Source organism: Sulfurimonas sp. HSL3-1 (assembly GCF_039645995.1).
Classification (GTDB): Bacteria; Campylobacterota; Campylobacteria; order Campylobacterales; family Sulfurimonadaceae; genus Thiomicrolovo; species Thiomicrolovo diazotrophicus.
The window spans coordinates 1,422,008-1,434,387 of the sequence record NZ_CP147920.1 but is presented as its reverse complement, the minus strand read 5'-3'; the positions used below and the strand labels follow the sequence as shown (position 1 = coordinate 1,434,387).

Genomic DNA, 12,380 nt, shown 5'->3' with positions numbered 1-12,380 from the left:
ATGTCCGAAGAGAGTGTTGAGATGTCCGAAACTGGTATGGATATGTCCGAACCGATTAGCAAGACGCGGATTCTCCGCAGCGTGATGAAGGCGATCTACAACCTCGCCGACGAGGAGAACTACAGCGTCTACGAAGCCGAGGATATCGCCTTTTACCTCGGGCTTGATCAGAAGCTTGTCGACGAAGCGATCGAAACCCTGTGGGATGCGGGGTGTCTGAACCACTGCATGACCGAGGACGACGACGGTACGACGACCTACTGCCTTACCGATAAAGCCATTGATATGGTTGAGCTGGGATGACGCTAGTCCTCTTTTACGAAAAACCCGGGTGTGCGACCAACGCGCGCCAGAAGAAGCTGCTCTACAAGGCGGGATGCACGCTCATCGTGCAGGACCTGCTGGCGCTCAGTATGAGCCCGGAAGAACTGAAGACCTACCTGGACGAGCGTCCCGTGGCCGAGTGGTTCAACCCCAACGCCCCCGCCGTCAAAGAGGGGCGGGTCGACCCCACGGCCTATAACGCCGAAGCGGCCCTTAGCATGCTGCTGCAAGACCCCATTCTCATCCGCCGTCCCCTTATCAGCGTCAACGGCCACCGCATGTGCGGCTTCGACCAGGCAAAAATCGAGGGAATCATCAACACGCCGCTGGGCACCCCCATCGATAACAGCTGCTCCTCCGAAAACGGCGAACCCTGTCCGGAACCATAATTGCAATAAGAGTGACAATCAAGGCACAAGGAGAAACGATGCACGCTTTGGATAACTATTTTCGTACGAAGTTCAACTTCATGGCAATGGTCTATGTCGGTCTGATCGCCGTTGCCGTTTACGCCAAACAGTTCTAATCGCTTCGGGACGTCCCGCCGTCCTGGCAAGCAACTATTTCCCTCTCTTCTTTTATACCGTTCCTACCCTCTTTGCAGGCGCACCCTGTTTCCTGTCTATGTTTCATCTGTGTGAAGTGCTGTGGCTGAATAATGTTGATGTATAAGAAACGTAATAATATTGTTTTTTAACGTGGAGAATCAACACTTTAGGTAGCATACCGTATCATGCAGTGTATGATAAAAATATGAAAGAATGTGGTCAGAAAGCATGAAACGCACTTTTCTGCCGTTGATTCTGCTGCCGGTTTGTCTGTCGGCGGAGATATTCTCGGCAAGACTCGGTCATTTCGAAACGGCATCGGAAGCGGAGGGGGCGAGGGCGCGTCTCTCGGCCGGTCTCGCGCCCTACTGCGTGACCTACGCGGAGCCGGGGGAGTACTCGGTACGCTGCCTTGTCGGCAGCCGCGACGCCGACATCCGCCAGATGGCAGTAGCGCTCGGCGTCGGTGACTTTGAGACCGTGAAAGACGATCCCGGCAGGATCAGGCAGCTCTTCATCGACCACCTTTATGAAACGGCACGCGCGCAGGGCGCGCCGGCGGCCTGCGACGCCTCACGCATGCTGGCCGAGGCCTTTCCCGGCGACGGGGCCGTGTTGAAACAGTACGCGACGCTGCTCTTCTGGTCGGGACGCACCGGGGAGGCGGCAACGCAGTTCGGGCGACTTGTGTCGCTGGACCCGGTTTACAGGAACGACAAAGTCTACCTGCAGGTGCGAACGACCCTGCTTCTCGAGAAGGGCGAGGCACTCCTGGAGGAGGCGCCAGCAGAGGTCCCGGCACTGATCGACGGCGAACCCGAAGCGGTCAGGAACGCCTACGATGCCATGCTGCTGCGCGTCCGCGCATTGATCAGGCTGGGTGCGTTGCCCAAAGCGGAAGCCGCCGACCGCGCGCTTTTGGAGCGCTACCCCGCGAGTGCGGAGGCGGAGGCGATCCTGACGGACCTGCTGCGCTGGCAGGGCAAATACGCCGAAGCCGCCGAACGGCTGCAGCAAAGCTATACACTCAATGCGAATCGCGAAACGGGGAAAAAACTGGCGGCGCTCTACCTGGAAGCGGGAGAGCCGGGGAAAGCCGAAGCGCTGCTTGAAACGCTGGTCGCGGAGCAGCCCGGAGACCTGGAAACGACACGGCTTTATGTCACGGTGCTGCTGCGGCTGCATGAAAAATCCAAAGCGGGGGCCGCTGTGTCGGCATTGGACGGGCAGGCGCTGGTGACGTTCCGCAAGACCTACCCGCAGCTCTACTGCCGTACCATGGTCCACGCGTTCGAGGCGGGAGCGGAGTTCGCCGGCTACAGCGACAACAGGGACGACGACGGGCGGGTCTATGCCGGAGTCGAAGTGCCGATCGCGCGCAGTGTGCTTGTCGCCACGGCTGAAAGGGTCTGGCGATACGGCCTCTACGACACGAATGTGCGCGGAGAGCTTTATGGTGCCTTCGGGAACGGGACCTGGGGCTACCTCTCCATTTCCGCGGCGCCGGACGCGGATTTCCTCCCCCGTTACAGCCTCGGCGGGCACCTTTACAAGGGGGTTGGGCATTTTGAGTTCGGCATGGGGTACGTCTATAGCCACTATAAAGAGAGCGACACGCATCTGCTGGTGCCGGAGTACTCCCTCTATTTCGGCGACCGTTACACCTGGAACCAGAAGTTCTACTGGATTCCCGAGAGCGGCAGTTACGCGCTGCTGAATCTGCTGAAATACGAAAGCGCCTGCCGCTGGGAGGCCATGCTCTCCTATACACGGGCCTCCTCGTCGGAAAAGGTCGACATCGGCAATGTGTTCAGCCATACGGACGCGGACATGTTCCGGGGGGAGGGGAGCTACCGGCTGACGCCGGAATGGATGGCGGGCGCGGCCCTCTTTTATGACCATTACCGTTCAGACACCGCGACATTCGATCGCCGGGGCGCGAGCGTCTACGTCAAAAGGTACTGGTAATGCCGGAAAATATTCTGCAGATATGGCTGACGTTTCTGACGGACAAGCTGCCGCTCGTCTGGGACGTGACGGTCGTGTTCTTCCTGAGCGCGGTCGTTCTGCTCATCGTCCTGTCGGTTTCGCAGTACTCCATCGAACGCAGACGGCACATCGTGCTGCTGCGCAAAGAGCAGTACGTTCCGCAGATCAACCGCTACCTTGCATCGGGGCGGAACGAACTCGCGGTGAACGGCAGGCTCGATTACTATGCGCTCGCCGACGCCTTGACCGAGGTGAACAGTTTTCTCCCCGTCGGGGAGCGGAGAAAGACGCGCGACCTTGCCATGGAGATGGAGGTCGACACCTATCTGCTTCACCGTTACCGCACCAGCTGGTCGGAGGTGAAAAAGAAGTTCTTTTTTACGAAGATGCTCTTCCTCTATTCGCCGCGTCTGAAATCTTTTTTCGAGCGGATGATCCAAAAACATACCGAGTTCGAGATGATGGTCTACTCCGTGTACGGTTTTGCGAAGCTCGCCGAAACGGACGAAGACCTTGAACACATCACGGATGTCCTGCAGGGGGCATACAACCGGGGGATCAGCCTGAAGTTCAGCGAATTCGTCTATATGCAGGCGCTCGTGAACGTCCCGTACCGGGAGCTCGAGATCTTTTTGAACGGGGTGCTGTTCCGCGCCGCGCCGATGGTGATGGTTCGCAGCGTCGTCGCGGCGATGGGGGACACGAAGAACCCCGAGTACGCTCCGCTGCTCAAAAGGCTGTTTGCGCGCTACCGGGAAGATGAACAGTTCGTCATCACCTATATCCGAAGTTTCCACAAGATCGGGGCGATGGAGTGCGACGTGATCGCGGCGTATTATCAAAGTCACGCCCCCGTGACCCGTATCGTCTGCTCGCGGACGGGGCTCGACCTCTGCGGCAACGAGGCGCTGAGCTTCCTCTACGTCTACTTTTTCGACGAAAACTACTATGTCAGACGGAACATCTTCGAAACCTGTAAACAACACGGCATCGGGCGCGCGGAGATCCTGGAGATCGTCACGCGCAACGCCGCCGATAAAATCAACGATGCCTTTTTCCTTGACGGCCTCAACGCCTTCTGCCCGGTTGCGGAGTACGATAATGCATGAATATCTGATCTATCTTTTTCTGCTGCTTCAGGTGCTTTACCTGCTGTTCCTGGTGATGACGAACATGACGACGACGGTGTTTATCCTGATCTCGCTCAAACAGATCATGGGCTATTTTTTCTCGGCCAAGAACGTCATTGTCAGCCGGATCATCAACTCGAACAACTACCGTCCGATATCGCTCCTGGTCCCGGCGTTCAACGAGGAGAAGACGATCACCGCCTCGGTCCACTCCTTTTTAAAGCTGCATTTCCCCGAGTATGAGATCATCGTCATCAATGACGGCTCAACCGACGGCACGCTGACGCGCCTCAAGGAGGAGTTCGCCCTGGAACCGAGCAACGTTCCCGTACGCCTGAACGTCCCCCACGAAGCGATCCGGCAGACCTATACCTCGCCGGACTATCCGAACCTGATCGTCGTCGACAAAGGCAACGGCGGGAAGGCGGATGCGCTCAACTGCGGCATCAACGTCTCACGGTATCCGCTTTTTTGCAGTGTGGACGCAGACTCGCTGCTGGAGTTCGACGCGATTCTCAGGAGCATCGTCCTTTTCTCCCTCGACCGGAGGCTGGTGGCCATCGGCGGCAGGGTCAACGTGATGAACGGCTGCGATGTCGTCGAGAAGCATGTCCTGCGCCGGGCCGTGCCGAACACGCAGATCGAGGCCTTCCAGGTGCTCGAATACACCCGGGGCTTTCTGGCCGGCAGGATCGCCTGGGAACGTTTCGGCGCCCTGCTCATTATCTCCGGCGCTTTCGGCGTTTTCCGCAAAGATATGGTCCTCTCCATCGGCGGTTACCGCCACACGGTGGGGGAGGACTTCGATCTGCTCGTGCGCATGCATCGCCACTGTTACGACCACGGCATCGATCATACCGTCCGCTTCCTCCCCGACACGATGTGCTGGACGCAGGTGCCCACCGACTACAAATCGCTTCTGCGCCAGCGCAACCGCTGGCACCGGGGATTGATCGAAACCCTTTACTACAACCGGGATATGGTCTTCAATCCGAAATACGGCAGGGTGGGAATGCTCGCGATGCCCTATTATCTGTTGATCGAGGGAGTCGCGCCGCTGGTGACGTTCCTGGGCCTCGTCTCTATCATCACGCTTTATGTTTTCGGCCTGCTGAACAAGGAGGCGCTCGTGCTTTTCTTCCTGCTGGAGTTCACCTGGGGAACCGTCCTCAACATCGGCGCCCTCTCTTTAGACATGTTCGTCAAGCGCCGTTTCACGAAGCTGAAGGATATCTATCGGCTGCTGGTGCTGAGTTTCCTGGAACCGTTCTTCTACCGGCCGATTCTCAAAGTGGAGGGGTTCCTCGCCACGTTCAACTTCTTTAACCGCTCCTGGGGCCAGATCAAAAGGAAGTCGATTTGAAATGGTTTGAGAACTTCCGCTTCTGGAGCGTGCGCGTTTTGTTGCTGCTGACGTTTTTAAGCTACTACCTGCTGATGGTGCTGACCCATTTCGACATAGTCGAAGCATATGCCAACCCGCTGCAGCCCTTTAAGGGGAGCGTCTATTTCGTCGGCACGAATCTTTACGCGGGCCCTTATCCTGACCCGGCGGCGTTGGAGCGGCTGCAGCGCCGCAACGGGATACGACGCGTGGTTTCCGTCTTGAACCCGGAGACGCCGTTTGTGCGGGAGCTGGTACTGAGTGAAGCCGAGGCGTGCCGGCGCCTGGGGATGGAATACATCGTGCTTCCCGATGCGGAGACCCCGGAACTGGCCGGGGCATTGGCGCCTTCAAAGATCAAGACCTACGTGCACGGTTATTTCATGACGTCCGGTTTCAGCCGAATGGTCAGGGACGTGGCGGCGCGCAGCGTACAGTAATACCTGAAAAGAAAAGAGCTCGTTTTGGAAAAAAAGTTTGATGGTTAAGTTGAAGGTTTCGATTGGTTGCGGGAACAGGATTTGAACCTGTGACCTTCGGGTTATGAGCCCGACGAGCTACCGAACTGCTCTATCCCGCGATCGTTAAAAAAAAGAGTCATCCAAGTGGATGGGGTAGAGGGATTCGAACCCCCGAATGCTTGGACCAAAACCAAGTGCCTTACCGCTTGGCGATACCCCAGTCCGCATTTCCAACTGCTCTGTGTCAGTTGAGGCCGAAATTATAGGCAATATATGCCGCAATGTCAAGGGTTTCTGGGAGAAATTTACGAAAAATTTTTATTGGCTATAATTGCAACTATTATATACGGATTTCACAAAACAAGTATGCATTCCGAAGCATTGTTAGGGAGAGAAATGACACCGATCGAACGGGTAAAAAAAGCGATTGAAGCGATCAAGCGCGGCGAGATGGTCATCATGATGGATGACGAGGACAGAGAGAACGAGGGGGACCTTGTTTACGCATCGGTCTTCTCAACGCCGGAGCACGTCAACTTTATGGCGACGCACGCCAAGGGACTCATCTGCGTGGCCCTTTCCGAAGCGACGGCCAAGCGGCTGGAGCTGACGCCGATGGTCACCTCCAACACCTCGGCACACGAAACGGCCTTTACCGTCTCCGTCGATGCGACGGAAGCGACCACGGGGATCTCCGCGGGCGAGCGCGACCTCACTATCCGCATCCTTGCCGATCCCCTCAGCCGCCCGGAGCAGCTGGCGCGCCCGGGGCACATTTTCCCGCTCATCGCCAAAGAGGGCGGTACCCTGGTACGCACGGGGCATACGGAAGGTTCCGTCGACCTCTGCCGCCTCGCGGGGCTGAGCGAGTCGGCCGTCATCTGCGAAGTGATGAAAGAGGACGGCACGATGGCACGCCGCGACGACCTCGACATCTTCGCCGAGAAGCATGCGCTGCAGGTTGTCTATATCTCCGACATCGTCGAGTACCGCATGGCCAACGAGACCCTGGTACACAGCACGGAAGAGGCGGACATCGAGTTCTTCGGCGTCAAGGCCAAACGCCACGATTTCGTAGATCACGAGGGGAACCGCCATACGGCCGTCGTCTTCTACAACGTCAATGAAACGGCCAACGTCAAGGTGCACAACGTCATCCCCGACCTCGACCTGCTGCTCAACCAGTCCAAGTACGGCCGCCTGATCGAGAGCATTGAGTACCTCAAGCAGAACAGCGGGGTCCTGGTCTTCATCAACAACCCCGATGCAACCGGGGGCAACATGAAAGAGTACGGTGTCGGTGCACAGATCCTCAAGTCCCTGGGCGTGAAGCATATGCGTCTCATCACCGATGCCCATGCGCCTTCATTCGTCGGTCTGGGCGGTTTCGGCCTGGACGTCGCCGAAGTGATCCACCTGGATGCCGATGAATGACAACGGAAGCGAAGGCGGCGCTGCGGCAGACGCTTGAAGCGGCAGCGGCGAAGACGGCCGACGAGATCGCGCAGCTGGAACCCCAGCTTGAGCCGATCGCCCCGGACTGCTGCCTGGGGGAACTGACGCGTTCGGAGCTGATGGGGGAGCAGGAGGTCGCGGCCAAGGCTTATGAAGCGGCGCTGCGGCGCAAAAACCGTCTGGCCTACGCACTGTCGCGCATCGATGCCGAAGCGTTCGGGGTTTGCGAAGCGTGTGACGAAGCGATCGCGCCGGCGAGGCTGGCACTGATGCCCGAAGCGACGCTCTGCGTGGCGTGCGCCAACGAGAGGGGAGAGTAATGGAAGACAAAGTATTCAACAAACCGATCGAGAAGCAGTTTGAGTTCGATGAGCAGATCGCCGCGGTCTTTGACGACATGCTCAAGCGCTCCGTCCCCTTTTACGAGGAGGCGATGGCGCTGACGAAGCGTTTCGCGCTGGCGTACCTTCCCGAGGGCGGACGGCTCTACGATCTGGGCTGCTCCACCGCCTCGACGCTGCTGAGCATCGAGCGGGACCTTCATGTCGGCGCCGAGCTCGTCGGCATCGACAACGCCGCCTCCATGCTCGAACAGGCCAGGCGCAAGCTCGCCGTCTTCGGCTCGAAGATCAGGCTGGAAGAGGCCGACATTATGCGCTTCGACTACGAGGCGGCCGATGTTTTCATCACGAACTACACCTTGCAGTTCATCCGTCCGCCGGTGCGCGAGACGCTCGTGCAGCGCCTTTTCGACGCGCTCAATCCCGGCGGGGTCTTCATCTTCAGTGAAAAGGTCGTCAGCGAGGACAAGCGCCTCAATAAGCTCCTGATCGACGGCTATTACGACTTCAAAAAAGCGCAGGGGTACAGCGAGTACGAGATCATGCAGAAGCGCGAAGCGCTGGAGAACGTCCTCATCCCCTATACCGAGGCGGAAAACAGGGAGATGGTGACGCGCTGCGGCTTTGCCCACTGCGAGACGATCTTCCGCTGGGGCAACTTCGCGACCTTTATCGCGCTGAAAAAATAGGAGGGCCCCATGACGGTCATCGAACATTTCAAAACGCTCTGTACCATTCCGCACTGTTCCGGCGAGACGGCGCAGATGCTCGCCTACCTGGGGGAAAAAGCGGAGGCGTACGGCTATGCCGTGCATACAGACCCCGCGGGGAATCTGCTCTGCACCCATCCGGAGGCCCGCGTGACCCTGCAGGCGCACTATGACATGGTCTGCATCGGACGGGCCCCGGCGCTGGAACTCTATGAAGAGGCGGGATGGCTGCACGCCAAAGAGTCCACGCTCGGCGCGGACAACGGCATGGGAATGGCGATGATGCTGGCCCTGATGGAAGCGGGTCGGCCCGTCGATTGCCTCTTCACTTCCGACGAGGAGACGGGGCTTGTCGGCGCCCGGGACCTTGGCGTCCCGCTCAAGACCCCGCTGCTGCTCAACCTCGACAGCGAGGAGTTCGGCGAGATCACCGTGGGGTGTGCCGGCGGGGTCGACCTGAACGTGACGCTGCCGCTGACACGCACGGCGCGGGAGCTCTACTGTTACGAAGCGGTGGCCGAAGGGTACCCCGGGGGCCACTCGGGCGTCGATATCGACAAAAACATTCCCAATGCGATCAAGGAACTTGCAGCGAAGCTCTACGATCTGGGAGCTTCGGTCGTCTCCATCGGGGGGGGAGAGCGCCGCAACGCCGTGCCCAAACGGGCCATTGCGACGGTCGCGTTCGAGACGGAAGTAGATGATGCGATGCTCCGCTCCCTGGGAAAACAGCAGTGCGAGGTCATTGAAAATCCGCTGCTGCCGATGCTGCACGCGTTTGCGCACGGGGTAAGAGCCTTTGATGCCGGACTGGGCATCGTGCGCACGAGCATCAACCTCGCCGAGATCGCGACGACCGAGACGGCGATTACCATCAAACTCAGCGCCCGTTCGATGATGGAGGCGGAGCTGCAGCGTATCGCGTCGGAAACGACGGCCTATTTCGAAGCCTTCGGAGCGGCGGTGCAGAGCGAGGGATTCTATGCCCCTTGGGAGCCGGAGCAAGAGGGGTTCGTCGAAGAGGTCAGGGCGGCCTACGAGGCGGTTTCCGGCGGCGCCGTGACGATCGGCGCGATCCATGCCGGACTGGAGTGCGGCATCATCAAGAAGCACTTTCCGCAGATGCAGATGGCCTCCGTCGGGCCGACGATCACCCATCCGCATTCGACCCGCGAACGCGTCGACCTTGAAAGCGTTGAACAGCTGTTCGCGGTCGTGGAGCGCGTCATCGCGGCGCGTGCTTAACGCGCCTTGAACCCCTCCGTACTCTTGCAGTACGCCTTCAAAAAACACTCCGTGTCGCATTTGGGGTTCTTCGCCGTACAGATGTAGCGGCCGAACAGGACCATCCCCTGGTGCAGGGCGTGCAGGTCCGTCTTGAACTTCTTGACCAGGGTCTCTTCGGTCTTCAGCGCCGTTTCGTCGTCGCTGAGCCCCAGGCGGTGGGCGACGCGGAAGACGTGGGTGTCGACGGCCATCAGGTTCGCCCCCGTGTACTCGATCATGACGACGTGGGCCGTCTTCTGCCCGACGCCCGCGAGGGTGACAAGATCCTTTTCATTCATCGGAATCTCGCCCCCGTAGACCTCCATGACCCGCTGCGCCATCTTGACGATATTGACGGCTTTGTTGTTAAAGAAAGAGCAGCTGTGGATGATCTCCTTCACGTCGTCGACGTCGGCAACTGCCAGGGTCGCGGGGTCGGGGTACTTCTCGAAAAGCGCGGGAGTGATCAGGTTGACCCGCTTGTCCGTGCACTGGGCCGAGAGGGCGACGGCGATGACGAGTTCGTAGGCGTTGCGGTAATCCAGTTCCGTGACGGCCTCGCTGTAGCGCTCCATCAGGGTCGCTTTGATGGCTTCGATCTCTACTTTGGTGGCTTTTTTCACTTTTTTCATGGGTGCCATTGTAGCAAAGCGCACCGGATTACGCGTGTGAAATTTTGATATAAGTGTAATAAATGTAAAAGCTTGGGGTGGCTACACTATGAAACTTAACATTGTGAAAGATTGTGAAAGGAGCGCCCGATGGGATTGATTAGCTGGCTTTTCGGGAAGCGCACGGATGCGGGGGACCTCCCCGACGACTACATCAGCAAGTCGCTGCTGTTCAGTTACCTGGACGCGCAGAGCGCCACGGTAATGTTCTTCAGCCCGGCAAAGGGGTGGGTGGGGGCAAACCTTGCCTTTTACAACACCTTCGGTTTCAAGAATATGGAGGAGTTCCGCGCGCAGTATGACCGGATCGCGGACTTCTTTAACGATCCGAACTACGAAATCTTTGCCGAGACCGACGAGCAGTGGCTCCGGCAGCTGGAGCGCGAAGCGGAGAAGCCGCCGCAGGTCCACATGAAGCTTCCGAACGGCCAGACCAAGGTTTTCGCCCTGCGCAGCAGGGTCTTCAAAAGCGGCCTGAACGGTCTGTCCTTCCTGGAGATGACGGACGTGACCGAGCAGGAACGTGCACGCCAGGAGCGCGAGCGCGCGGAGACGGCCAAGCAGCAGTTCCTGCACAATATCTCCCATGAATTCCGCACGCCGATGAACGGCATTATGGGCTTTGTCGAGCTGCTGAAATCTTCCCACCCCACGTCGACCCAGCGCGATTACATCGAGATGATCGAACGCTCTTCGCAGTATATGATGAACAATATCGAATCCCTGCTGGACCTCGCGCAGATGCAGACGGGCCGTCTGAGCCTGGAGGTGACCGAGTTCAAACCGATGGGGGAACTCGAAGCGCTCTTCAAGCACTACGAGTACGAGGCGCGCCAGCGCGGCATCGGTCTTTATGTCTTTATCGACCCGGCAATGCCGACCTATATCGAGGCCGATCCGCGCAAATTCCGCCAGGTGATCTCCCTGCTGGTGGACAACGCGGTCAAGTTCACCGAAGCGGGCGGGCGGGTCCATGTCGATATCCGCGTGCTCAAAAAGCATGCGAACGACCTCTATACTCTCCACGTCAGCGTCAAGGACACGGGCGTCGGTATCCAGCCGGAGCGGCTGGCTTCGATCACCAAACCGTTCGAGACCGGCGGCCATTCGGACAACCGTCTGGGCGTCGGGCTGACCCTCACCGAGGGGCTGCTGCAGATGATGGGCACCTGGCTCGACGTCACTTCCGAGGCGGGGCGCGGTTCGCACTTCTCCTTCAACCTCGAGGTGACGGGCACGACGGTGACCAGCTTCGACCCGATCCGCGACCACAGCGCGAAGGTGCTGCTCTTTGACGACGACCGTCTCTTCGACGGCAACCTGCTCAGCCGCTACCTGCAGTCTTTCGGGCTCTCGGTGACGAAGGTGCACTACACCGAGCACGTCGACTGCGGCGAGGCGGATATCCTCTATATCGTCGCCCCCAAGGAGAACTCCGGCTGGCTGATGCAGCTGGGGGCCTTTGAGTCGCATCCGTGCCGCTTCGTCATGCTCATCGACGAGGACGAGGAGCTGCCGGAGCGGGTGCGCCAGGTGGTCGATTACACCCTCAAAAAACCGCTGCTTCCTTCCCGGATTTCGAAACACCTTACCCAGGTGCTGCAGCTGCCGGTCAAGGCGGTCGAGAAGCCGCAGGGCGCAGAGCGCAAGGTCAAAGCGCTGGTCGTCGAGGACAACATCATCAATCAGCGCCTGACCAAGCTGCTGCTTGAAGAGTACAACCTCTCCGTTACGACCGCTTCGAACGGCTCCGATGCGGTGGAGCTCTGCCGCAAGTTCCCTTTTGACGTGATCTTCATGGACATCGACATGCCGGTCAAGGACGGGATCGCAGCGACGCAGGAGATCCGCAAGCTTCCGCTCTTCCGCGAGCATCCCGCACCCATCGTCGCATTGACGGCTCTCGTGATGGAAGGGGACCGCGAACGCATCCTCGCTGAGGGGCTGGACGACTACCTCGCCAAACCCCTGGGCCGCGAAAAACTCGAGGGGATCCTCGAACGCTATCTCAGCAAACCAGCCCTCTCCTGACGCGGCCGCCCCGGCCGTTGGGTGTCTGTTTAATATTCATAAATACAATACTTTCACATTAAACAAAGGT

General features: G+C 58.8%; 12 protein-coding genes and 2 tRNA genes. 11 read left to right on the top strand and 3 right to left on the bottom strand.

Going from position 1 to position 12,380, the window contains the following annotated elements:
• The 6 genes from WCY31_RS07320 to WCY31_RS07295 all read left to right on the top strand — a co-directional run bounded on the left by WCY31_RS07320 (nt 1) and on the right by WCY31_RS07295 (nt 5,815).
• Nucleotides 1-303, top strand: coding sequence for a hypothetical protein (locus tag WCY31_RS07320; RefSeq protein WP_231018219.1), 303 nt, complete (start codon nt 1-3; stop codon nt 301-303).
• Complete coding sequence (locus tag WCY31_RS07315; RefSeq protein ID WP_345969170.1) at nt 300-713, top strand: ArsC/Spx/MgsR family protein; 414 nt, start codon at nt 300-302, stop codon at nt 711-713. The genes WCY31_RS07320 and WCY31_RS07315 overlap by 4 nt, the downstream gene beginning before the upstream one ends.
• A 387-nt stretch (nt 714-1,100) precedes the next feature.
• Nucleotides 1,101-2,840: a YaiO family outer membrane beta-barrel protein gene (locus WCY31_RS07310; protein ID WP_345971890.1), complete on the top strand. Its 1,740-nt coding sequence runs from the start codon at nt 1,101-1,103 to the stop codon at nt 2,838-2,840.
• Nucleotides 2,840-3,970 (top strand): hypothetical protein, encoded by a 1,131-nt coding sequence (locus WCY31_RS07305; protein ID WP_345969168.1) that lies wholly within the window; start codon nt 2,840-2,842, stop codon nt 3,968-3,970. Before WCY31_RS07310 ends, WCY31_RS07305 begins: the two co-directional genes overlap by 1 nt.
• Nucleotides 3,963-5,354, top strand: a complete 1,392-nt coding sequence (locus tag WCY31_RS07300) for a glycosyltransferase family 2 protein (protein ID WP_345971889.1) — start codon at nt 3,963-3,965, stop codon at nt 5,352-5,354. Before WCY31_RS07305 ends, WCY31_RS07300 begins: the two co-directional genes overlap by 8 nt.
• Nucleotides 5,351-5,815, top strand: coding sequence for a hypothetical protein (locus WCY31_RS07295; protein WP_345969166.1), 465 nt, complete (start codon nt 5,351-5,353; stop codon nt 5,813-5,815). Before WCY31_RS07300 ends, WCY31_RS07295 begins: the two co-directional genes overlap by 4 nt.
• A 63-nt stretch (nt 5,816-5,878) precedes the next feature.
• Here the strand turns inward: WCY31_RS07295 and WCY31_RS07290 are convergent.
• Both WCY31_RS07290 and WCY31_RS07285 read right to left on the bottom strand, forming a co-directional pair.
• Nucleotides 5,879-5,955: transfer RNA gene (locus tag WCY31_RS07290), tRNA-Met, on the bottom strand.
• A gap of 26 nt (nt 5,956-5,981) precedes the next feature.
• Nucleotides 5,982-6,056, bottom strand: a tRNA-Gln gene (locus WCY31_RS07285).
• A gap of 176 nt (nt 6,057-6,232) precedes the next feature.
• Here WCY31_RS07285 and WCY31_RS07280 point away from each other — a divergent pair.
• The 4 genes from WCY31_RS07280 to WCY31_RS07265 are packed head-to-tail and all read left to right on the top strand — an operon-like array spanning nt 6,233 to nt 9,587.
• Nucleotides 6,233-7,270, top strand: coding sequence for a bifunctional 3,4-dihydroxy-2-butanone 4-phosphate synthase/GTP cyclohydrolase II (locus tag WCY31_RS07280; RefSeq protein WP_345969165.1), 1,038 nt, complete (start codon nt 6,233-6,235; stop codon nt 7,268-7,270).
• Nucleotides 7,267-7,611: a TraR/DksA C4-type zinc finger protein gene (locus WCY31_RS07275; RefSeq protein WP_345969164.1), complete on the top strand. Its 345-nt coding sequence runs from the start codon at nt 7,267-7,269 to the stop codon at nt 7,609-7,611. The genes WCY31_RS07280 and WCY31_RS07275 overlap by 4 nt, the downstream gene beginning before the upstream one ends.
• Complete coding sequence (gene cmoA, locus WCY31_RS07270; protein ID WP_345971888.1) at nt 7,611-8,321, top strand: carboxy-S-adenosyl-L-methionine synthase CmoA; 711 nt, start codon at nt 7,611-7,613, stop codon at nt 8,319-8,321. The genes WCY31_RS07275 and cmoA overlap by 1 nt, the downstream gene beginning before the upstream one ends.
• A gap of 9 nt (nt 8,322-8,330) precedes the next feature.
• Nucleotides 8,331-9,587, top strand: coding sequence for a M20/M25/M40 family metallo-hydrolase (locus tag WCY31_RS07265; protein WP_345971887.1), 1,257 nt, complete (start codon nt 8,331-8,333; stop codon nt 9,585-9,587).
• Here the strand turns inward: WCY31_RS07265 and nth are convergent.
• On the bottom strand, nt 9,584-10,240 hold the full coding sequence (gene nth / locus WCY31_RS07260; protein WP_345971886.1) for an endonuclease III: 657 nt from the start codon (nt 10,238-10,240) through the stop codon (nt 9,584-9,586). The two genes, WCY31_RS07265 and nth, sit on opposite strands and share 4 nt — an antisense overlap.
• 129 nt (nt 10,241-10,369) lie before the next feature.
• On the opposite strand from nth, the gene WCY31_RS07255 reads away from it, so the two are divergent.
• On the top strand, nt 10,370-12,310 hold the full coding sequence (locus tag WCY31_RS07255) for a response regulator (protein ID WP_345971885.1): 1,941 nt from the start codon (nt 10,370-10,372) through the stop codon (nt 12,308-12,310).
• Nucleotides 12,311-12,380: the final 70 nt, after the last annotated feature.